Raw genomic sequence first — 21,239 nt, forward strand, 5'->3', positions numbered from 1 at the left:
CTACGCTCCTCAGCAGTCCAGGGGGTTGGCTTTATCGGGATCGATGCCGAACTTGGCGATGGCGTCGGCCAGCACCTTGGCTTCGATCTCGCCACGGTCCACCAGGGCTTCCAGGGCGGCCAGGACGACCCAGTAGCGGTCCACCTCGAAGAAGTGACGCAGCTTCTTGCGGCTGTCGCTGCGGCCGAAGCCGTCGGTGCCCAGTACCTTGTACTCCTTGCTCGGCACCCACTGGCGCACCTGCTCGGCGAACAGCTTCATGTAGTCGGTGCTGGCCACCACCGGGCCCTTGCGCCCGGACAGGCACTGCTCGATGTAGGCCTGCTTGGGCTTCTGCCCCGGGTGCAGACGGTTGATGCGCTCCACGGCCAGGCCGTCGCGGCGCAGTTCGTTGAAGCTGGTGACGCTCCATACGTCGGCGCCGATGTTGAACTCCTCGCGCAGGATCTTCGCCGCCTCGCGCACTTCGCGCAGGATGGTGCCGCTACCCAGCAGCTGCACGTGGTGGGCGGCCTCCTTCTTGTCTTCCTCGAGCAGGTACATGCCCTTGATGATGCCGGTCTCGACGCCTTCCGGCATGGCCGGCTGCTGGTAGGACTCGTTCATCACGGTGATGTAGTAGAAGACGTTCTGCTGCTCCTCGATCATCTGCCGGGTGCCCTCGCGGATGATCACCGCCAGCTCGTAGCCGTAGGTCGGGTCGTAGGTGCGGCAGTTGGGGATGGTCGCGGCCATCAGGTGGCTGTGGCCATCCTCGTGCTGCAGGCCCTCGCCGTTGAGCGTGGTACGTCCGGCGGTGCCGCCGATGAGGAAGCCGCGGGTGCGGCTGTCGCCGGCCGCCCAGGCCAGGTCGCCGATACGCTGGAAGCCGAACATCGAGTAGAAGATGTAGAACGGCAGCATCGGCTGGTTGTGGTTGGAGTAGGAGGTACCGGCGGCGATGAACGAGCTCATGGCGCCGGCTTCGTTGATGCCTTCCTCGAGGATCTGGCCCTTCTTGTCCTCGCGGTAGAACATCACCTGATCCTTGTCCACCGGCTCGTACAGCTGGCCGACCGAGGAGTAGATGCCGAGCTGGCGGAACATGCCTTCCATGCCGAAGGTGCGTGCCTCGTCCGGGATGATCGGCACGATGCGCTGACCCAGTTCCTTGTCCTTGACCAGTTGCGCGAGGATGCGCACGAAGGCCATGGTGGTGGAGATTTCGCGGTCGCCCGAGCCGTCGAGGATGGCCTTGAGGGTATCCAGCGGCGGGGTCGGGATGCTGAAACTGTTGGGCCGGCGCTGCGGCACGAAACCGCCGAGGGCGGCGCGGCGCTCGTGCAGGTACTTGTACTCAGGGCTGCCCGGCTCCGGCTTGACGAACGGCAGCTTCTCCAGCTCCTCGTCCTTGACCGGGATGTCGAAGCGGTCGCGGAACTGGCGCAGGCTGTCGACGTCGACCTTCTTGGTGTTGTGCGCGGTGTTCTTCGCTTCACCGGCGCCGGTGCCGTAGCCCTTGATGGTCTTGGCCAGGATCACGGTGGGCTGGCCCTGATGGTTGACCGCCTGGTGGTAGGCCGCATAGACCTTGTACGGGTCGTGGCCGCCGCGGTTGAGCTTCCAGATCTCGTCGTCGGACAGGTCCTTGACCATCTCCTTGAGTTCCGGGGTGTTGAAGAAGTTGTCGCGCACGTAGGCGCCGTCTTTGGCCTTGTAGTTCTGGTATTCGCCGTCGACCACCTCGTCCATGCGACGCTGCAGGGCGCCGTCCTTGTCCTTGGCGAACAGCGGGTCCCAGAAGCGGCCCCAGACTACCTTGTTGACGTTCCAGCCGCCGCCGCGGAACACGCCTTCGAGTTCCTGGATGATCTTGCCGTTGCCGCGTACCGGGCCGTCGAGGCGCTGCAGGTTGCAGTTGATGACGAAGATCAGATTGTCCAGCTTCTCGCGGCCGGCCAGGGCGATGGCGCCGAGGGATTCCGGCTCGTCGCACTCGCCGTCGCCCATGAAGCACCAGACCTTCTGCTTGCCGGCGGGGATGAAGCCGCGCGCCTCCAGGTACTTCATGAAGCGCGCCTGGTAGATCGCCTGGATCGGGCCCAGGCCCATGGACACGGTGGGGAACTGCCAGAACTCCGGCATCAGCCAGGGGTGCGGGTAGGAGGACAGGCCCTTGCCGTCCACCTCGCGGCGGAAGTTCTGCATCTGCTCTTCGCTGATGCGCCCTTCCATGAAGGCGCGGGCGTAGACGCCGGGGCTGGCGTGGCCCTGATAGAACACCAGGTCGCCGCCGTGTTCGTCGGTCGGGGCCTGGAAGAAGTAGTTGAAGCCGATGTCGTACAGGGTCGCCGAGGAGGCGAAGCTGGAAATATGGCCGCCCAGATCCGGATCGTCCAGGTTGGTGCGCATCACCATGGCCAGCGCGTTCCAGCGCACCAGCGAGCGGATGCGCCGCTCCATGAACAGGTCGCCGGGCATGCGCGCTTCGTGGGTGACCGGGATGGTGTTGCGGTACGGCGTGGTGATCGCGTAGGGCAGTTGCGCACCGCTGCGGGTGGCCAACTCGCCCAGACGGGTCATCAGGTAATGGGCACGGTCTTCACCCTCACGGTCGAGGACGGATTCAAGGGCGTCCAGCCATTCCTGGGTTTCGATCGGATCGAGGTCTTGCATGGCTTGCTCCAGGGCGGAAAGGCTTCCAGAATCGGAGGCCAGTTGGGTCTCGCCGGCTTTTTGGGCGGGCGAGTTGAATTCTTGGATTTACCGGGGGTAGGACCGGCCGCTTGTAGTTTTACTACATTTCGACGGCGGATTCAGCCCTCTGGATACAATTCTTTAGTAGTAAAACTACAATCCGCGCCGCTGCCGGCCGTGCGCGCCCCGCAGGAGCGGGGTTCCGGGTGAACCCGCCATGCGTCCGGCAGTCCGCGAAAAGGATAGACCATGAGCCTGCCGTTGCCGGTCGAGTTGCCCCCCTCCCTGATCCCCCTGGCCGAGCGCGCCGAGCAGTCGCTGCAGGCGGTGCTGGCCGAGCATGAGGGCTTGCCCGCGCAGTGGGGCACCTGGCCGGCGCCGCGGCGCGAGGCCTGGCGACGGGTGGCGGCGCTCAGCGATTTCGTCGCCGAGCAGGCGCAGCGCGACCCGGCGATGTTCCTCGCCCTGGGCGAGTCCGGCGAACTGGAGCGCAGCCTGGCGCCGGGCGAGTTGCGCGGGCAGCTGGCCGAGCAGTTGGCCGGGTGTGGCGACGAGGAGGCGCTGGCGCGTTGCCTGCGGCGTTTTCGCAACCGCCAGCAGCTGCGCATCATCTGGCGCGATATCGCTCGCCTGGTGCCGCTGAGCGAGACCTGTCGCGACCTCTCCGACCTGGCCGATGCCTGCATCGACCTGGCCTATCACTGGCTCTATCCGCGCCACTGCGCGCAGTTCGGCACGCCCATTGGCCGGCGCAGCGGCCAGCCGCAGCACATGGTGATCCTCGGCATGGGCAAGCTCGGCGCCCATGAGCTGAACCTGTCCTCGGACATCGACCTGATCTTCGGCTACCCGGAAGGCGGTGAGACCGAGGGGGTCAAGCGGCCGTTGGACAACCAGGAGTTCTTTATCCGCCTCGGGCAAAAACTCATAAAGGCGCTGGACGCCATCACCGTCGACGGCTTCGTGTTCCGCACCGATATGCGCCTGCGCCCTTATGGTTCGAGTGGCGCGCTGGTGTTCAGCTTCAACGCGCTGGAGCAGTACTACCAGGACCAGGGCCGCGACTGGGAGCGCTACGCCATGATCAAGGCGCGCGTGGTCGGCGGCGACCAGGCCGCCGGCGCCGAGCTGCTGGAGATGCTGCGGCCTTTCGTCTACCGCCGTTACCTGGATTTTTCCGCCATCGAGGCGCTACGCGCGATGAAGCTGCTGATCCAGCAGGAGGTGCGACGCAAGGGCATGAGCGAGAACATCAAGCTGGGCGCCGGCGGCATCCGCGAGATCGAGTTCATCGCCCAGGCCTTCCAGCTGATCCACGGCGGGCGCGACCTCAGCTTGCAGCAGCGGCCGCTGCTCAAGGTGCTGGCGACCCTGGAGGGTCAGGGTTACCTGCCACCGGCGGTGGTGGCGGAGATGCGCGAGGGTTACGAGTTCCTGCGCTACACCGAGCATGCCCTGCAGGGCATCGGCGACCGGCAGACGCAGATGCTGCCGGCCGACGCGCGCGACCAGGCGCGGGTGGCGACCATCATGGGCTTCGCCGACTGGGGCGCATTCCACGAGCGCCTGATGCACTGGCGCGGGCGCATCGAGTGGCATTTCCAGCAGGTGATCGCCGATCCCGACGAGGACGAGGCGCAGGGCGGCGAGGCCTGCGTCGGCGCCGAATGGCTGCCTTTGTGGGAGGAGGCGCTGGACGAGGAGGGCGCCATGCGCCAGCTGCAGGAAGCGGGGTTCGCCGAGCCTGCGACCGCGCTCAAGCGTCTCGGCGACCTGCGCAACGGCCCGCAGGTGCGCGCCATGCAGCGTCTCGGTCGCGAGCGCCTGGACGCCTTCGTGCCGCGCCTGCTGGCGCAGAGCGTGGAGCACGAGGCGCCGGATCTGGTGCTGGAGCGGGTGCTGCCGCTGGTGGAGAAGGTGGCGCGGCGCTCGGCCTATCTGGTGCTGCTGAGCGAGAACCCCGGCGCCCTGCAGCGACTGATCACCCTGTGCGCGGCCAGCCCGTGGATCGCCGAGCAGATCGCGCGTTTTCCGCTGCTGCTCGACGAGCTGCTCAACGAAGGGCGGCTATATTGCCCGCCGCTGGCGCCGGAGCTGGCGGCCGAGCTGCGCGAGCGCTTGATCCGCATTCCCGAGGACGACCTGGAGCAGCAGATGGAGGCGCTGCGTCACTTCAAGCTGGCCCACAGCCTGCGCGTGGCCGCCTCGGAAATCGCCGGCACGCTGCCCTTGATGAAGGTCTCGGACTACCTGACCTGGCTGGCCGAGGCCATCCTCGATCAGGTGCTGGCGCTGGCCTGGCAGCACACCGTGCAGCGCCACGGTCGGCCGCGGCGCGGCGACGGCAGTTTCTGTGACCCGGACTTCATCATCGTCGGCTACGGCAAGGTCGGCGGCCTGGAGTTCGGCCATGGTTCCGATCTCGACTTGGTGTTTATCCATGACGGCGACCCGCAGGCCGAGACTGACGGCGCCAAGCCCATCGACGGCGCGCAGTTCTTCACCCGCCTGGGCCAGCGCATCATCCACCTGCTGACCGCCCAGACCACCTCCGGTGCGCTGTACGAGGTGGACATGCGCCTGCGCCCGTCCGGCGCGGCGGGGCTGCTGGTCAGCTCGCTCGGCGCTTTCCAGCGCTATCAGGAGAACGAGGCCTGGACCTGGGAACACCAGGCGCTGGTGCGCGCGCGGGTGCTGGTGGGCTGCCCGCGCCTGGCCGGCGAATTCGCCCGGGTGCGCGGCGAGGTGCTCGGCCGCCGGCGCGATATCGCCGCGCTGCGCACCGAGGTCAGCGAGATGCGGGCGAAGATGCGCGACAACCTCGGCACCCGCGCCACCGCCGCCGGCACCGCGGAGAATGCCTTCGAGGCCGCGGCCTCCTTCGATCTGAAGCAGGATGCCGGTGGTATCGTCGATATCGAATTTATGGTGCAATACGCGGCCCTGGCCTGGTCGTGGCAACACCCGCAACTGCTCGAATTCACCGATAACATCCGCATTCTGGAAGGTCTGGAGCGGGTCGGCCTGATGTCTGTCGAGGATGCCGCGCTGCTACGCGAGGTCTACAAGGTTTACCGCTCGGCCGCCCACCGCCAGGCGCTGCAGAAGCAGCCCGGGGTGGTGCCGGGCAATCAGTTCCAGGACGAGCGCCGCGCGGTGATGCGTCTGTGGCGCCAACTGGAACTGAGCTGAATACAGGGGGCAGAACCCCGCGAATGATCGAACCGCGAAGCGAATTGAGGAGCAGGCAAGATGTCGATGTCCGACCGTGATGGCGTGATCTGGTACGACGGCGAGCTGGTGCCGTGGCGCGAAGCCAACACCCATGTGCTGACCCACACCCTGCACTACGGCATGGGTGTGTTCGAGGGCGTGCGCGCCTACGACACCCCGGACGGCACCGCGATCTTCCGCCTGCAGGCGCACACCGACCGCCTGTTCGACTCGGCGCACATCTTCAACATGCAGATCCCCTTCACCAAGGAAGAGATCAACGAGGCGCAGCGCGCCGCGGTGCGCGAGAACGGCCTGGACAGCGCCTACCTGCGCCCCATGGTGTTCTTCGGCAGCGAAGGCATGGGCCTGCGCGCCGCCGGCCTCAAGGTGCATGTCATAGTCGCCGCCTGGAACTGGGGCGCCTATATGGGCGAGGAGGCGCTGCAGAACGGGATCAAGGTGCGCACCAGCTCCTTCACCCGTCACCACGTCAACATCTCCATGACCCGCGCCAAGGCCAACGGCAACTACATCAACTCGATGCTGGCGTTGCAGGAAGCCATCTCCGGCGGCGCCGACGAGGCCATGCTGCTGGATCCGGAAGGCTACGTGGCCGAGGGTTCGGGCGAGAACATCTTCCTGGTCAAGGACGGCGTGGTGTACACCCCGGAAGTCACCTCCTGCCTCAACGGCATCACCCGCAGCACCATCCTGACCCTGGCCGGCGAGCTGGGCATCAAGGTGGTGGAGAAGCGCATCACCCGCGACGAGGTGTACATCGCCGACGAGGCCTTCTTCACCGGCACCGCCGCCGAGGTCACGCCGATCCGCGAAGTCGACGGCCGGCAGATCGGCATCGGCCGCCGCGGCCCGGTTACCGAGAAGCTGCAGAAAGCCTACTTCGATCTGGTCACCGGCAAGACCAGTGCTCACGCCGAGTGGCGCACTCTGGTGAAGTGACCCGTAGGTTGGGCTGAGCGCGCAGCGAAGCCCAACATGGCGCCGACCCAGGCCATGCCCGTTGGGCTTCGTCGCTTCGCTCCTCAACCCAACCTACCGATATTGCCCGTATGAAAATTCTGATTGTCGGCCCCAGCTGGGTCGGTGACATGGTAATGGCGCAGACCCTGTTCCAGTGTCTGAAACGACGCCATCCCGACTGCGAGATCGACGTGCTGGCGCCCGACTGGAGCCGGCCGATTCTCGAGCGCATGCCCGAGGTGCGCGCCGCGCTGAGCCTGCCGCTCGGCCATGGCGTGCTTGAGCTGGCCACCCGCCGGCGCATCGGCAAGTCGCTGGCCGGCCAGTACGACCAGGCGATACTGCTGCCCAACTCGCTGAAATCCGCGCTGGTGCCCTGGTTCGCCGGCATCCCCAAGCGCACCGGCTGGAAGGGCGAGTTGCGCTACGGCCTGCTCAACGATATCCGCACGCTGGACAAGAACCGTTATGCGCTGATGATCGAGCGCTTTATGGCGCTGGCGTATGAGGATGGCACGGAGCTGCCCAAGCCCTATCCGCAGCCGCGCCTGCAAATCGATGAAGGCAGTCGCCAGGCGGCGCTGGCCAAGTTCGGCCTGCAGCTGGATCGCCCGGTGCTGGCGCTATGTCCCGGCGCCGAGTTCGGCGAGGCCAAGCGCTGGCCGGCCGAGCACTACGCCAAGGTCGCCGAGATCAAGATCCGCGCCGGCTGGCAGGTGTGGCTGTTCGGCTCGAAGAACGACCACGCCGGCGGCGAGGACATCCGCATGCGCCTGATTCCCGGGCTGCGCGAGGAGGCGGTCAACCTCTCCGGACAGACCAGCCTGGCCGAGGCCATCGACCTGATGTCGGCGGCCGGCGCGGTGGTGTCCAACGATTCCGGGCTGATGCACGTGGCGGCGGCGCTGAATCGTCCGCTGGTGGCGGTCTACGGCTCCACCTCGCCGGGCTTCACCCCGCCCCTGGCCGACCAGGTCGAGATCGTCCGCCTGGGCCTGGAGTGCAGCCCCTGCTTCGACCGCACCTGCCGCTTCGGCCACTACAACTGCCTGCGCGAACTCAAGCCGCGCCCGGTGATCGAGGCCCTCGATCGGCTGGTGGGCGACCCGGTCGAGGTCGAGTAGTGCGGGTACTGATCGTCAAGACCTCGTCGCTGGGCGACGTGGTGCATACCCTGCCGGCGCTGACCGATGCGGCGCGGGCGATTCCCGGCATCCGTTTCGACTGGGTGGTGGAGGAGGGCTTCGCCGAAATCCCCGCCTGGCATCCGGCCGTGGCCCAGGTGATCCCGGTGGCCATCCGCCGCTGGCGCCAGCATCCGCTGCGGACCTGGCGCAGCGGCGAGTGGAAACGCTTCAAACAGCGCCTGGGCGAGACCCGTTACGATCTGGTGATCGACGCCCAGGGCCTGCTGAAAAGCGCCTGGCTGACCCGTTACGTCAAGGCGCCGGTGGCCGGGCTGGATCGCGATTCGGCGCGCGAGCCGCTGGCCAGCCGCTTCTACGACCGCCGTTACGCGGTGACCAAGGATCAGCATGCGCTGGAGCGGGTGCGCCAGCTGTTCGCCCAGGCGCTGGATTACCCGCTGCCGAGCGGCAGCGGCGATTACGGACTGAACCGCGCGGCGATGATGGACGGCGCAACGCAGCCCTATCTGCTGTTCCTGCACGGCACCACCTGGGCCAGCAAGCACTGGCCGGAGGCCGACTGGCGCGCCCTGGCCGAGCGCATGGACGCCCTCGGCTGGGCGGTGCGCCTGCCCTGGGGCAACGAGATGGAGAAGGCGCGCGCCGAACGCATCGTCGCCGGCCTGACCCATGCCGCCGTGCTGCCGAAGCTGAACCTGGCCGGGGTGGCCAAGGTGATCGCCGGCGCCAGCGCCTGCGTGGCGGTGGACACCGGCCTCGGCCACCTGGCCGCGGCACTGGATGTGCCGAGCATCTCGCTGTACGGCCCGACGCTGCCGGGCAAGGTCGGTGCCTACGGCCGCAGCCAGATTCATCTGTGCGCCAGCGGCCCCGGCGCCGGCAGCGGCGATCGTCATGCGCCCTGTTTCGACGGCCTGGACGCCGAGCGTGTGGGCACCGAACTGGAGGCGCTGTTGCTGGCGCCGGAGACCCTCTGATGCCGTCATGCAATAGTTCCGGGGAACACCACTGATGCAACTGGCCTTCGTCCTCTACAAGTACTTCCCCTTCGGTGGGCTGCAGCGCGACTTCATGCGCATCGCCCTGGAGTGCCAGTCGCGCGGCCACGCCATCCGCGTCTACACGCCGATCTGGGAAGGCGACAACCCGGGCGGTTTCGACGTGCGTGTGGCGCCGGTCAAGGCGCTGTTCAACCACCGCCGCAACGAGAAGTTCAGCGCCTGGCTGCAGGCCGATCTGAAGCGCGACCCGGTCGACCGGGTGATCGGCTTCAACAAGATGCCGGGCCTCGACGTCTACTACGCCGCCGACGGCTGCTTCGAGGACAAGGCGCAGACCCTGCGCAACCCGCTCTATCGGCGCTGGGGGCGCTACAAGCACTTCGCCGACTATGAGCGCGCGGTGTTCGCGCCGGAGTCGAGGACCGAGATCCTGATGATCTCCGAGGTGCAGCAGCCGCTGTTCGTCAAGCACTACAAGACCCCGCTGCAGCGCTTCCACCTGCTGCCGCCGGGCATCGCTCAGGATCGCCGGGCGCCGGCCAACGCCGCCGAGATGCGCGCCGACTTTCGCCGCGAGTTCGGGCTGGCCGACGACGAGCTGCTGCTGGTGCAGATCGGCTCCGGCTTCAAGACCAAGGGCCTGGATCGCAGCCTCAAGGCGCTGGCCTCGCTGCCGCGCGAGCTGCGCAAGCGCACGCGTCTGATCGCCATCGGCCAGGACGATCCCAAGCCCTTCCTGCTGCAGGTCAAGGCGCTGGGGCTGTCCGACCAGGTGCAGATCCTCAAGGGACGCAGCGATATCCCACGCTTTCTGCTCGGGGCCGACCTGCTGATTCACCCGGCTTACAACGAGAACACCGGCACCGTGCTGCTGGAGGCGCTGGTCTCCGGTCTGCCGGTACTGGTCAGCGATGTCTGCGGCTACGCCCACTACATCGCCGATGCCGACTGTGGCCGGGTGCTGCCCAGCCCGTTCCGCCAGGAGCAACTCAACCAGACCCTGGCCGACATGCTCGCCGATCCCGGCCGTCGCGCCCTCTGGGGGCGCAACGGCCTGGCCTACGCCGACAGTGCCGACCTGTACTCCATGCCGCAGAGGGCCGCCGACGTGATCCTGGCGGAGCGCCGCGCGTGAAGCTGATCCTCGCCGAACCGTTCAAGAGCCTGTGGGCCGGACAGGATCCCTTCGCCGCCGTCGAGGCGCTGCAAGGGCAGGTCTACCGCGAACTGGAAGGGCGCCGCACGCTGCGTACCGAGGTCGCCGGGCGCGGCTATTTCGTCAAGATCCACCGTGGCATCGGCTGGGGCGAGATCGCCAAGAACCTGCTGACTGCCAAGGCCCCGGTGCTCGGCGCCGGCCAGGAATGGCGGGCGATCCAGCGTCTGACCGAGGCCGGTGTAGCGACCATGACCGCGGTGGCCTACGGCGAGCGCGGAGCCAACCCGGCCAGCCAGCATTCCTTTATCGTCACCGAGGAGTTGGCGCCGACCGTCGACCTGGAGCAGTTCAGCCTGCACTGGCGCGAGCAGCCACCGACGCCGCGGCTGAAATGGGCGCTGATCCGCGAGGTGGCGCAGATGACCGGTACCATGCACCGCGCGGGGGTCAATCACCGCGACTGCTATATCTGCCATTTCCTGCTGCATACCGACCGACCGCCGACGGCCGACGACCTGCGCCTGTCGCTGATCGACCTGCACCGTGCCCAGGTGCGCGCCGCCACGCCGCGGCGCTGGCGCGACAAGGACCTGGCCGGGCTGTATTTCTCTGCTCTGGACATCGGCCTGAGCCGTCGTGACAAGCTGCGCTTCCTGCGCAGCTACTTCCAGCAGCCGTTGCGCCAGGTGCTGCGCGACGAGGCAACTCTGCTCGCCTGGCTGGAGGGCAAGGCGGGGCGTTTGCTGGCGCGCTATGAGCGCAAGTACGCGTCGGGGGCCGGGCAATGAGCGAATGGCGTCTGGCGCACGACCTGCCCGCCACCCTGGCCGTTGAGTTCGCCAGCCTGCAGGCGGTGTTCGCCCTCGAGGGCGAGCGTCTGACCAAGGATCCGCTGTCCGAGGTGATCCGCCTGGAGCGCGACGGCGTGCGCTACTACGTCAAGCGCTACTGGGGCGCCGGCAAGGGCCTGCGCCGCTTCGTCGGCCGGCCGCGGGTCAAGGCCGAGTGGCAGAACCTCAAGCACTTCGCCAAGTGGGGCATCCCCACCGCGCCCATCGTCGCCCATGGCCTGGAACGCAGGGCCGGCGCCTTCGTCCGCGGCGCGTTGATCACCCGCGAACTGCCAGGCACCCTGGATCTGGCGGCGCTGGCCCATGCCCAGGATGCGCGCTTGCGCGATCCGGCCTGGATCGACGGCATCAGCCGGCAGCTGGCCCGCGCCACCCGCCTGATGCACGATCACCACTTCACCCACAACGATCTGAAGTGGCGCAACCTGCTGGTCAACCAGGCCGGCGAGCTGTTCTTCATCGACTGTCCCACTGGCAGCTTCTGGTGGGGGCCGCTGCTGCGCTATCGCATCGTCAAGGACCTGGCCTGCCTGGACAAGGTGGCCAAGTATCAGCTGTCGCGCACCCAGCGGTTGCGTTTCTACCTGCAGTATCGTGGCCGCACGCGGCTGACGCCCGTCGACAAGCGGCGTCTGCGGCAGATACTGGCGTTTTTCGAGGGCAGGGAATGAAGGACTTTATCGCCGCGCAGGAACGCGCCTTGTTGGAGCGGCACGGCCTGGCCAGTTTCGAGGCGCTGTGGGCGCTCAGGCTGGAGGCGGTGGACGAGCCCAACACCGAGCGCGGCGGCTGGAGCAGCGTCTATCGTCTGGAGCTGGACGACTCCGCGTTCTACCTCAAGCGGCAGAGCAATCACCTGAGCCGCAGCCTGCGTCATCCGCTGGGCGAGCCCACCTTCGCCCGCGAGTTCCGCAATATCCGTCGCTATGGTGCGTTGGGCATCCCCGCACTGCAGGCGGTGTTCTTCGCCCAGCGCCGTGCGCCCGGCGAGCAGCGCGCGGTGCTGCTGACCCGCGCCCTGGACGGCTGGCAGGATCTTGAGCAGTGGCTAGCGCGCTGGCCCGAGCTGGACACTGCGCGCCGCGCCGGCATCCTCCAGGCCTGCGGCGAGCTGGCCCGCTGCCTGCATCAGGCCGGTCAGCTGCACGGCTGCTTCTACCCCAAGCATATCTTCCTGCGTGAAGGCTCGGCGGGCTTCGCCGCGCAGCTGATCGATCTGGAGAAGACCCGCCCGCTGCTGCTCGGCCGGCGCGACCGGATCAAGGATCTCGAACCGCTGCTGCGCCGCGCCAACGTCTGGGGCGAGGCGGAGATGCGCAAGCTGCTGGCCGCCTACCTGGGCGGCGAGGCCGACCTCGAACGCTGGTTCGCCCGCCTGGGCGCCCGTCGCCTGCACAAGGAGTCGCGTTGATGCAACTGCAGCAACTGGTCGGCAGCGGCCGTGCGCCGACCCTGCCGTTGAGCCTGACGCTGGCGGGCGACAAGCTGCGCGTCGAGCGCTGGCTGCGCGTGCTGCCGGGGCAGCGTTACGTCGGCCTGGCGCAGTGGCGCGGTCGTGCGGTGCTGGCCAAATTGCTGGTTGGCGGCAAGGCCGAGCGGCATTTCCGCCGCGAGCTGGACGGCGCCCGCCTGCTGGCCGAACAGGGCCTGCTCACCCCTGGGCTGCTGGCCGATGGCTTTGCCCAGGGCCAGGGCGGCTGGCTGCTGTTCGACTATCTGGACGGCGCAGAGAGCCTATGGGACGCCTGGCGTGCGGTGGCGCGCGAGCCGCTGCTGTCCGACACCCAACAGGTGGTGCTGGGCGAGGCGCTGCATGCCATTGGCCAGCTGCATGCCAAGGGCCTGTGGCAGTCCGACCTGCACCTGGACAACCTGCTGCGGCATGCCGGTCGGCTGTTCGTCATCGATGGCGGCGGCGTGCAGGTCGAGACTGCTGGCCAGCCGCTGTCGTGCCAGCGCGTGCTGGAAAACCTCGGAGTGTTCTTCGCCCAGCTGCCGGCGGAACTGGAACCCTTCACCGAGGAGCTGCTGATCCATTACCTGCTGGCCAACGGCGAGCACGCACTGCCGCTGGAGGCGCTGCTCAAGGAAGTGGAGAAGATGCGTCGCTGGCGCCTGCGCGACTACCTGAACAAGGTCGGCCGCGATTGCAGCCTGTTCGCCGCGAGCGTCGGCGCCTTCGGTCTGCGCGTGGTGCGCCGCGAGTGCACCGCCGATCTGCAGCCCCTGCTTGACTCCCCGGATGCCGCGCTGGCGGACGGCCAGGCGCTCAAGCGCGGCGGCAGCGCCACCGTCGCGCGGATCGAGTTGGGCGGCCGCGCCCTGGTGGTCAAACGCTACAACCTGAAAGGGCTGGGGCACTGGCTGCGGCGCTTCTGGCGGCCCAGTCGCGCCTGGCACAGCTGGCGAGAAGGCCATCGCCTGGAGTTGCTCGGCATTGCCACGCCGCGCCCAATGGCGGTGCTGGAGCGGCGCTGGTGCTGGCTGCGCGGGCGCGCCTACCTGATTACCGAATATTGCGGCGGCCAGGATATAATCGCGCGTTTTCAGGCGCATCTGCAGGGATCGCCCCCGGAAACCGAGCTGTTGGCGCTCGATCGCCTGTTCGCCGCCTTGCTGCGCGAACGCATCAGCCATGGCGATTTCAAGGGGCACAACCTGCTTTGGATTGACGGGCGGGATGATGCGCCGGGGTACTGGTCGCTGATCGACCTGGACGCCATGCAGCAGCATCGCAGTGCGCGCGGCTTCGCCCGGGCCTATGCCCGCGACCGCGCCCGTTTTCTGCGCAACTGGCCGGCGGACTCCGCCCTGCACCGGTTGCTCGACCAACGTTTACCGCAGGTGCCCGGCACCTGCCCGAAATAGAGGCTCAAACCTGTGGCACTGACCATTCTCGGCCTGTCCGGCGCTCTCAGTCACGATCCGTCCGCCGCGCTGTACATCGACGGCAAGCTGATCGCGGCGGTGGAAGAGGAGCGCTTCGTGCGCGACAAGCACGCGAAGAACCGCATGCCCTACGAATCGGCCAAGTTCTGCCTGGAGCAGGCCGGCATCAAGCCTGCCGACGTCGATGTGGTGGCCATTCCCTTCGCCCCCATCAGCCTGTTCGGCAAAGCCCGCTGGCACTATGCCAAGCGCTACTGGTACGCCCCGGATCGCGCCCTCGACGCGCTGTTGATGGGCAACCGCCGCTACAAGCGCTACCGCAAGAAGATCGTCTGGTGCCTGGAGCAGCTGGGCTTCGATCCGAAGAAGGTCAAGATCGAGCCGGTCGAGCACCACCTGGCCCACGCCGCCAGCGCCTACCACTGCTCGGGCTTCAAGGAAAAGACCGCGATCCTCGGCATCGACGGCAAGGGCGAGTACGCCACCACCTTCTTCGGCTGGGGCGAGAACGGCAAGATCCACAAGATCAAGGAGTTCTACGACCCGGATTCGCTCGGCGGCCTGTACGGCGCGATCACTGAATTCCTCGGCTTCGAGATGCTCGACGGCGAGTTCAAGGTCATGGGCATGGCGCCCTACGGCGATGCCAGCAAGTACGATTTCTCGCGTCTGGCCAGGTTCGAGAACGGCGAGCTGGTGATCAACACCGACTACGCCAACGTCATCGGCCTGCGTCGCTACAAGGAAAACGGCAAGGGCTACTACTTCTCGCCCAAGCTGATCGAGTGGCTGGGGCCGAAACGCCAGGGCGACATCGCCGATGACCCGTACATCCACTACGCCGCCAGCATGCAGGCGCTGTTCGAGAAGCTGGCGCTGGAGATGATGGAGTACTACCTCGGCGACATCCTCAAGGAGACCGGCAAGATCGCCTTCGCCGGCGGCTGTGCGCTGAACGTCAAGCTCAATCAGAAGATCATCGCCCGCGACGACGTCAAGGAGCTGTTCGTCCAGCCGGCCTCCGGCGACGCCGGCACCGCGGTCGGCGCCGCCGCCTACGTTTCGCATAAGCGCGGCGTGCCGGTGGAGAAGATGGAGCACGTCTACCTCGGCCCGGCCTACTCCAACGAGGACGTGATCGCCGCCTGCGCCCGTCATCCCAGCAAGCCGGTGTTCAAGCAGATCGACAACGTGCCCGAGCGTATCGCCAGGATCATGGTCGACGGCAATCCGGTGGCCTGGTTCCAGGGCCGCATGGAGTTCGGCCCGCGTGCCCTCGGTGGCCGCTCGATCATCGGTTGCCCGAGCGTGCCGGGCGTGGCCGACCGCATCAACGAACAGATCAAGTTCCGCGAGCGCTGGCGCCCCTTCTGCCCGTCGATGCTCGACACCGTGGCGCCGCAGATGCTCAAGGTCGACCATCCGAGCCCGTTCATGACCTTCACCTTCGAGGTCAACGACGGCTGGAAGGAGCGCGTCGGCGAAGTGGTACACGAAGACGGCACCTCGCGCGCCCAGGTGCTCAAGCGCGAGTACAACCCGCGCTGGTACGACCTGATGCTGCAGCTGGAGAAACTCACCGGCAACGGGGTGTCGCTGAACACCTCGCTCAACCGCCGCGGCGAGCCGATGATCTGCTCGCCCACCGACGCGCTGAACATGTTCTATGGCTCCGACCTGCAGTACCTGATTATGGAAGACATCTTGGTGGTCAAGGATGGCAAGGACTGGTACGACAATGTCGGCTGAGCCACTGCTTAGCGTCGTCATCCCCAGTTACAACTACGCCGGCATGCTGTCGCGCGCCGTCGACTCGGTGCTGTCCCAGGCCACCCCCGAGGTCGAACTCTGGGTGGTGGACGATGGCTCCAGCGACGACACGCCGGCGCTGTTCGCCAGCCTGAGTCGGCGTCATGGCGCCGCCTTCCAGGGCGTGCGCCAGGACAACGCCGGCCCCTCCGCGGCCCGCAACAAGGGCGTGCAACTGGCGCGTGGGCGCCATGTGCTGCTGCTCGACGCCGACGACGAGCTGGCGCCCGGGGTGCTGCCCGACCTCTGCGAACGCCTGCGCGCCCAGCCCGACGTAGACCTGTGGCTGGCCGGACATGTGGCGGTGCAGCCTGATGGCCGCGAGCGCGAGCATCCCGCCAGTGCCGTACCCGCCGACGTCTTGCCGCGCTTGCGGGCCTACCTGCTGGACAAGCGCATCGCTCTCAGTCACGGTGCCTGCCTGTTCCGTCGCGAGTTGCTGCTGCAGCGGCCGTATCCCGAGCACCTGCGGCACAGCGAGGACATCCCGGTGTTCGCCTACTGCCTGAGCCAGCCCCGGGTGGCGGTCCTCGACCTGCTGCTGGCGCGCATCCACAAGCATGCCGACAGCCTGCGGCACAACGCCGAGGCGGCACGCCGCGTCGGCTTGGCCCTGGTGGACGAGGTGTTCCGCCAACTGCCGGCCGACCTGCAGGCGCTCAAGCCCGCCTACCGCGCCCAACGTTGCCTGTCGCTGTTCCGCACCTGCCTGTTGGCTGGCGACCGCGAGCAGGCGCGCGGCTACTATCGCGAGGCGCTGCGCACGGATTGGCGGGCGGCGTTGAAGTGGTCCTACACCCGCAAGGCCATCCGTCTGTGGTTGAGCCGAACCCCATGAAGGTGCTGGCGCTCAGCAGTGCGGGACGCGAGCCGGATCTGTCCTGCGTCCATGAGCGGCTCGGGCAACTGGTCGACCTCGACTTGCGCATCCTCGGCAAGGACGAGCAGCGCGACCTGCGTCGCTATCTGCGCGGCCTCGATCTCGGGCGTTATGACCGCGTGCTGCTGGATCTGCACTTCAAGAACATCCGCCGCCAGACCGCCTTCTTGCGGCAGATCCCCGGGCTGTTGATCTACGAGGAAGACGCCTGCCAGAACTACCTGGCCGCCTCCCGTTGGCGCGGGCGCTTCAGCCGCTGCTACCGCGGCCTGCCCAACGCTCGAATCGTGGTGACCGGCGCCAGCCTCGCCGAACGCCTGCGCGGCGAGGGGTTCAACGTGCATTTTCTCGCCAAGGGCTACGATCCGCGCACCATCTACTGCGAGGGGCGCGCGCGGGATATCGAGCTGGGTTTCGTCGGGCGTACCGCCAGCGCCGCATACGGCGAGCGCAAGGAACTGCTGGAGCGGCTGGCGGCGCAAGAGCCGCTGCAGCTGCTGCGCACCGCGCCGGGTCAGCCCTATCGCGAGATGCTCAACCGCATCCGCTACTTCGTCAGCGCCGATGTCGGGCTCGGCGAGTACATGGCCAAGAACTTCGAGGCGATGGCCTGCGGCTGCGTGCTCCTGGCCTGGCGCCAGGGTAGCGAGGAGGCGGCCATCGGCCTGCAGGATGGCGTCCACCTGCTGTTGTATTCCGACCTCGACGAGTTGCGCGGGCACCTCGCCGAACTGCGCGGCGATCCGGTGCGGGCGGAGGCGATCGCCGAGCAGGGACGCCGCTTCGTCGAGGCGCATATGAGCCATGTGCACCTGGCCGAGCACCTGTTCGACGTGTTGCAGCAAGCCTGGCCCGAGGCGGGCAAAGTCTCCGCCTGGCAGGCCTTGCGCGCGCGCTTCAATTTCTTTTGAGTAGCTACCATGACGTCCACGAGTGATTCCTCGCAGCCGCTGGTCAGCGTGATCATCGCCTCATACAACCATGCCCCCTATATCCAGGCGAGCATCGAGAGCGTGCTGCAGCAGAGCTACCCGAACATCGAGCTGCTGGTGGTGGACGACGGCTCCCGCGACGACAGCGTGGCGCGCATCGAGGCGCTGCAGAAGGTGCATGGCTTCGACTTTCGCGTGCAGGCCAACAAGGGCCTCTCGCGCACCCTGAACGAGACCATCGAGCGGGCCAGGGGCAGCCTGATCGCCCCCTTCGGCTCCGACGACATCATGTTGCCGCAGCGTATCGCCACCCAGGTGGCCTACATGGCCGACAAGCCCGAAGTGGGGATTTGCGCCGGCGCTATCCAGACCATCGACGCCGACGGCAGGCCCGGCGCCAAGCCGCGCGCGCTGCCGTTGCGGCGGCTGGACTTCGAGGATGTGTTCATGGACCGCAAGCCGGGCGCGCCGGCGCCCACCTTGCTGTTCCGTCGTGAGGCGCTGGAGCGGGTCGGCGGCTTCGAGCCCGAGGTGCGTCTCGAGGACCTGATGATCGAGCTGAAGATCACCCATGCCGGCTACTTCATCGATATTCTCGGCGAGCCCCTGGCGCTCTACCGGGTGCATGACAGCAACACCTACAAGAACTACCGCTTCATGGTCGACAACGTGCTGAAGACCTATGCCCGTTTCAGCGACCACCCGGCCTACCCGGAGGTCTGCGCACGTTTTCGCAACTCGATGCTGCTCAAGTGCGCGCGCAGCGACCGCGCCCTGGCCTGGGCCCTGTTGCGCGAGATTCCGCCGCGCTTCTGGCGCTGGAAAACGCTGCGTGGCCTGGCGCGGATGCTCCATGGTCGCGGCTGACGTGGAGGGGGGAGGGGCGCCGAAGGTTTCGGTGGTTATTCCGAGCTACAACTACGCGCGCTTTCTGGGGCAGACGATTGCCAGTCTGCAGGCGCAATCCTGGGCGGACTGGGAGGCCATAATCGTCGACGACGGCTCGACGGACGACACGGAAAAAGTCGCGGCGCGGTTGCTGGGCGAGGATTCGAGGATCGTCTATGTCCACCAGCCGAACGGCGGCACCTCTGCGGCCAAAAATACCGGAATCCGCCATGCCCGCGGCGAGTACCTGCTGTTCCTCGACGCCGATGACCTGCTCACGGCGAACAAGCTGGTAGCCCATGTCGAGCATTTCCAGAACAGCCCGCATGTCGATATTTCTTACTCGCGCTTTCGCTATTTCCTGGATGGCGATGAGAACCGCCTGTTCACCAAGCTCGATCTCTCCTCTAAGCAGGAGTGGGCGGTGGCGATCGATGGCCGATACGATGTCGCGCTCCCGGTGTTCCTCAGGGGCAACAACATGGCCATTCATGCGGCGATGGTGCGCAGGTCTCTGGTCGATCGGGTCGGCGACTTCGACACCGAGATGCGTGCGCTCGAGGATTGGGATTACTGGTTGCGCTGCATCCTGCGCGGCGCCCACCTGGCATTTCTGGACGATCCGCAGGTGCTGGCGCTGACCCGGGTCCATAAAGGCAGCGCCACCCAGACGCTGGATTTTTCCGACTACAAGTGCAGGGTCTACGAAAAGGTTCGCCAGGAGGCGCTGGGGCTGCGCGGAGAAGGCGACGAGCGCTTGCAGGTGCTGCTCGACAAGGAGCTGCAGCGTCTGTCGCGGCGGGAGCGCAAACGCCTGCTCAAGGCTCAGCGCAAGGCGCTGCAGGCGCGCATCCGCGGCGCGGGGTTGCTGGATTTTCGTGAGTTGTCGCTTATCGCCGAGCAGTTCGGCCGAATTAATTGCCTCGCGGCGTATCTGCGGGTGTTGCTCAAGTACTTGTCTGTAAGGCGGTGATGTTTGTTTTCCATGAGTAGAGAGCGTCTGGGCAACTGGCTTGCCTGGCTGACCATCCTCGGTCTGGCTTGCTTCCTGTGCGGGCCGTGGGTGTTGCCCAGCAATTCCTATTACCACCGGCTGATCATCCTGTTGCTCTGGGTGCCGGCGTTCGTTCATTTTCTGGTCCTGAGAAAGCAGTTCCCGCCAGTTCCCGGCACGTTCGTCTGGCTGTACCTGGCGCTGTCCGTCTGGTACTGGCTCGTCGTAGCGCTGACGCTCGAAGGGCAGGATGACCTTCGCGAACTCAAGTTGCCCTTCTATATAGCTTTCAGCCTGCTGGGCGTCGCGGTCTGCGCCCTGCATCTGAAGGCGCGCTTTGCCGACTTCCTACTGCTGTGCGGTCTGCTCGGAGGGTTGGGGGCTGGCTGGTCCTGGATCGACTTCTACTGGATCGACGGCCACCACTATGGCGAGCGGGTGGTGTCGATGGGGCTGTGGCGGGTGGTGATTCCGGCCGCGCAAGCCTGCGGCGCGCTGGTGATCCTGACCGCCATGCTGGGGCTGACGGGCAGGCGCAAGCCGTGGGAGCTGGGCGCGGTGCTGCTGGCCTTGGCCTGCTATGGCTTGTTCCTGTATTTCAACCAGAGCCGCTGGGTCTGGCTGTGTCTGGCGATGGCCTTCGTCGGCGCCAGTGTCCTCTCGCGCCATCGCGCCGTGTATGCGATGGCCCTGGTCTCCATCGTGCTGCTCGTCATAGTGCTATGGCTCAAACCCTCGTTCCTGTTGAACCGGGGCTTGTCGTACCGACCCGAGCTCTGGTGGGAGGGTTTCAACCTACTGCTCTCGAACTGGGAGCATGGCTTGGGCTTCAAGGAGTACTGGGTCCAGGCCGCTACGCTGAAGTTCAGCTCCCGCCACCCGCATAACATGTTCCTCGACGTCGGTATCCGTTTCGGGCTGCTGGGCTTGCTGCTGTGGGCGGGGCTCTGGCTCTGGGCCGGATGGCGAGCGTTCAGGGCGCGTCAAACGGCCCTCGGCAGTGCGCTCGTCACCCTATGGTTGTACTCGGGACTGGTGGTGCTGACGGACGGTACGGCGCCTTGGGTGAAGCCTGCGCCCATCTGGTTCGTGACCTGGCTGCCCATCGCGCTGGCGCTGGCAATCGACCTGCGGGCCAGGTCGGTCGAGCAGTCACCGGCGCCGTAGCGCCATCAACCTTTGGTGTCGGCTGCGAGCTGTTGCCCGTAGGCTTGCAGCAGGCGCTGCCAGGGGAAGTCTTCGATGTGGTTACGCCGCAGGTAGCCTCTGAGGTGTTCCAGGTTGCGTCGCGCCAGTCGGCTGCTCAGCGGCCCGCGCTTGAAGCGCATGTCCAGAAAGTCGATCAGGCCGAAGCCGCCATCGGGCAACTGCAGGATGTTGCCCAGATGCAGCGAGCGGAAGTAGATGCCGCGCCGGTGCAGGTCGTGGATGAATTCGGCCAGGGCCGGCAGCAGCGCATCGAACTCCTGGCGTTGCTGGCGGTACAGCTGGTCCAGCGAGCGCCCGGGCAGGGGCGAATAGAGGCAGGCGCTGACGGCCTGGTCGCGGTCGAGCCACAGGCATTCGCTGATCTCGGGGGTCGCGATCTGGCACTCGCTCAGGCGCTCGGCGTTGCTGGCGAAGCGCTGCGCCGCGGGACGTAGGCGGGCAAACCACAGGCGACGGCGCGGCCGGAAGATCTTCAGCAGGCGTCCATCCGGCTGGCGCAGCACCTTGGGCCCGCGGCCGTCCTGCTCCAGCACCGCGCCCTGTTCGAGCCACTGCTGTAATTCGTTCGCTGGTACAATCCGCATCAATTTTCTCTGATTATCTAAA

Annotated in this window: 17 protein-coding genes; 15 read left to right on the plus strand and 2 right to left on the minus strand. The window is 66.8% G+C overall.

The window, feature by feature from the left end; all coding sequences use genetic code 11:
* Positions 1–9: 9 nt before the first annotated feature.
* Positions 10–2,655 carry a pyruvate dehydrogenase (acetyl-transferring), homodimeric type gene (gene aceE / locus ACW9UL_RS02465; protein ID WP_457788738.1) on the minus strand — a complete coding sequence of 882 codons (2,646 nt, stop codon included), beginning with the start codon at positions 2,653–2,655 and terminating at the stop codon, positions 10–12.
* 270 nt (positions 2,656–2,925) lie between these two features.
* Here aceE and glnE point away from each other — a divergent pair, with 270 nt between their 5' ends.
* From glnE to ACW9UL_RS02540, 15 genes are all read left to right on the plus strand, one after another.
* Positions 2,926–5,868, plus strand: coding sequence for a bifunctional [glutamate--ammonia ligase]-adenylyl-L-tyrosine phosphorylase/[glutamate--ammonia-ligase] adenylyltransferase (gene glnE / locus ACW9UL_RS02470; RefSeq protein ID WP_457788739.1), 2,943 nt, complete (start codon positions 2,926–2,928; stop codon positions 5,866–5,868).
* Between the two features lie 60 nt (positions 5,869–5,928).
* Entirely contained in the window at positions 5,929–6,852 is a 924-nt protein-coding gene (locus tag ACW9UL_RS02475; protein ID WP_457788740.1) for a branched-chain amino acid transaminase, read from the plus strand.
* Positions 6,853–6,962: 110 nt separating this feature from the next.
* Positions 6,963–7,997, plus strand: a complete 1,035-nt coding sequence (waaF, locus tag ACW9UL_RS02480; protein ID WP_457788741.1) for a lipopolysaccharide heptosyltransferase II — start codon at positions 6,963–6,965, stop codon at positions 7,995–7,997.
* A complete protein-coding gene (waaC, locus tag ACW9UL_RS02485) occupies positions 7,997–8,998 on the plus strand; it encodes a lipopolysaccharide heptosyltransferase I (RefSeq protein ID WP_457788742.1) in 1,002 nt (333 codons plus the stop codon). The genes waaF and waaC overlap by 1 nt, the downstream gene beginning before the upstream one ends.
* Before the next feature lie 34 nt (positions 8,999–9,032).
* Positions 9,033–10,157 carry a glycosyltransferase family 4 protein gene (locus ACW9UL_RS02490; RefSeq protein ID WP_457788743.1) on the plus strand — a complete coding sequence of 375 codons (1,125 nt, stop codon included), beginning with the start codon at positions 9,033–9,035 and terminating at the stop codon, positions 10,155–10,157.
* On the plus strand, positions 10,154–10,969 hold the full coding sequence (gene rfaP, locus ACW9UL_RS02495; protein ID WP_457788744.1) for a lipopolysaccharide core heptose(I) kinase RfaP: 816 nt from the start codon (positions 10,154–10,156) through the stop codon (positions 10,967–10,969). Before ACW9UL_RS02490 ends, rfaP begins: the two co-directional genes overlap by 4 nt.
* Entirely contained in the window at positions 10,966–11,703 is a 738-nt protein-coding gene (locus ACW9UL_RS02500) for a lipopolysaccharide kinase InaA family protein (protein ID WP_457788745.1), read from the plus strand. Before rfaP ends, ACW9UL_RS02500 begins: the two co-directional genes overlap by 4 nt.
* The gene (locus tag ACW9UL_RS02505) at positions 11,700–12,443 is read left to right on the plus strand and encodes a lipopolysaccharide kinase InaA family protein (RefSeq protein ID WP_457788746.1); all 744 of its coding nucleotides are present in this window, start codon (positions 11,700–11,702) and stop codon (positions 12,441–12,443) included. Before ACW9UL_RS02500 ends, ACW9UL_RS02505 begins: the two co-directional genes overlap by 4 nt.
* Entirely contained in the window at positions 12,443–13,900 is a 1,458-nt protein-coding gene (locus tag ACW9UL_RS02510) for a lipopolysaccharide kinase InaA family protein (RefSeq protein ID WP_457788747.1), read from the plus strand. The genes ACW9UL_RS02505 and ACW9UL_RS02510 overlap by 1 nt, the downstream gene beginning before the upstream one ends.
* 12 nt (positions 13,901–13,912) lie before the next feature.
* The gene (locus ACW9UL_RS02515; RefSeq protein ID WP_457788748.1) at positions 13,913–15,670 is read left to right on the plus strand and encodes a carbamoyltransferase family protein; all 1,758 of its coding nucleotides are present in this window, start codon (positions 13,913–13,915) and stop codon (positions 15,668–15,670) included.
* Positions 15,660–16,568 carry a glycosyltransferase family 2 protein gene (locus ACW9UL_RS02520; protein ID WP_457788749.1) on the plus strand — a complete coding sequence of 303 codons (909 nt, stop codon included), beginning with the start codon at positions 15,660–15,662 and terminating at the stop codon, positions 16,566–16,568. Before ACW9UL_RS02515 ends, ACW9UL_RS02520 begins: the two co-directional genes overlap by 11 nt.
* Entirely contained in the window at positions 16,565–17,521 is a 957-nt protein-coding gene (locus ACW9UL_RS02525) for a glycosyltransferase family protein (protein ID WP_457788750.1), read from the plus strand. Before ACW9UL_RS02520 ends, ACW9UL_RS02525 begins: the two co-directional genes overlap by 4 nt.
* Before the next feature lie 9 nt (positions 17,522–17,530).
* Complete coding sequence (locus ACW9UL_RS02530; RefSeq protein ID WP_021441872.1) at positions 17,531–18,409, plus strand: glycosyltransferase family 2 protein; 879 nt, start codon at positions 17,531–17,533, stop codon at positions 18,407–18,409.
* Positions 18,396–19,403, plus strand: a complete 1,008-nt coding sequence (locus tag ACW9UL_RS02535) for a glycosyltransferase family 2 protein (protein ID WP_457788751.1) — start codon at positions 18,396–18,398, stop codon at positions 19,401–19,403. Before ACW9UL_RS02530 ends, ACW9UL_RS02535 begins: the two co-directional genes overlap by 14 nt.
* A 12-nt stretch (positions 19,404–19,415) precedes the next feature.
* Positions 19,416–20,591, plus strand: a complete 1,176-nt coding sequence (locus tag ACW9UL_RS02540; protein WP_457788752.1) for an O-antigen ligase family protein — start codon at positions 19,416–19,418, stop codon at positions 20,589–20,591.
* 5 nt (positions 20,592–20,596) lie between these two features.
* On the opposite strand, the gene ACW9UL_RS02545 is transcribed toward ACW9UL_RS02540, so the two are convergent.
* Positions 20,597–21,217 (minus strand): lipopolysaccharide kinase InaA family protein, encoded by a 621-nt coding sequence (locus ACW9UL_RS02545; protein WP_457788753.1) that lies wholly within the window; start codon positions 21,215–21,217, stop codon positions 20,597–20,599.
* Between the last annotated feature and the right edge of the window lie 22 nt (positions 21,218–21,239).

The sequence above is a fragment of the Pseudomonas sp. PL-6 genome (assembly GCF_054110165.1).

Excerpts from the sequence above, each read along its gene's own strand:
- ACW9UL_RS02545 (WP_457788753.1), bottom strand. The coding sequence starts at position 21,217 with ATGCGGATTGTACCAGCGAACGAATTACAGCAGTGGCTCGAACAGGGC.
- glnE (WP_457788739.1), top strand. The coding sequence starts at position 2,926 with ATGAGCCTGCCGTTGCCGGTCGAGTTGCCCCCCTCCCTGATCCCCCTG.
- ACW9UL_RS02505 (WP_457788746.1), top strand. The coding sequence starts at position 11,700 with ATGAAGGACTTTATCGCCGCGCAGGAACGCGCCTTGTTGGAGCGGCAC.
- ACW9UL_RS02530 (WP_021441872.1), top strand. The coding sequence starts at position 17,531 with ATGACGTCCACGAGTGATTCCTCGCAGCCGCTGGTCAGCGTGATCATC.
- ACW9UL_RS02475 (WP_457788740.1), top strand. The coding sequence starts at position 5,929 with ATGTCGATGTCCGACCGTGATGGCGTGATCTGGTACGACGGCGAGCTG.
- waaF (WP_457788741.1), top strand. The coding sequence starts at position 6,963 with ATGAAAATTCTGATTGTCGGCCCCAGCTGGGTCGGTGACATGGTAATG.
- ACW9UL_RS02510 (WP_457788747.1), top strand. The coding sequence starts at position 12,443 with ATGCAACTGCAGCAACTGGTCGGCAGCGGCCGTGCGCCGACCCTGCCG.
- ACW9UL_RS02520 (WP_457788749.1), top strand. The coding sequence starts at position 15,660 with ATGTCGGCTGAGCCACTGCTTAGCGTCGTCATCCCCAGTTACAACTAC.
- ACW9UL_RS02540 (WP_457788752.1), top strand. The coding sequence starts at position 19,416 with ATGAGTAGAGAGCGTCTGGGCAACTGGCTTGCCTGGCTGACCATCCTC.
- ACW9UL_RS02500 (WP_457788745.1), top strand. The coding sequence starts at position 10,966 with ATGAGCGAATGGCGTCTGGCGCACGACCTGCCCGCCACCCTGGCCGTT.
- aceE (WP_457788738.1), bottom strand. The coding sequence starts at position 2,655 with ATGCAAGACCTCGATCCGATCGAAACCCAGGAATGGCTGGACGCCCTT.
- ACW9UL_RS02535 (WP_457788751.1), top strand. The coding sequence starts at position 18,396 with ATGGTCGCGGCTGACGTGGAGGGGGGAGGGGCGCCGAAGGTTTCGGTG.
- ACW9UL_RS02490 (WP_457788743.1), top strand. The coding sequence starts at position 9,033 with ATGCAACTGGCCTTCGTCCTCTACAAGTACTTCCCCTTCGGTGGGCTG.
- ACW9UL_RS02525 (WP_457788750.1), top strand. The coding sequence starts at position 16,565 with ATGAAGGTGCTGGCGCTCAGCAGTGCGGGACGCGAGCCGGATCTGTCC.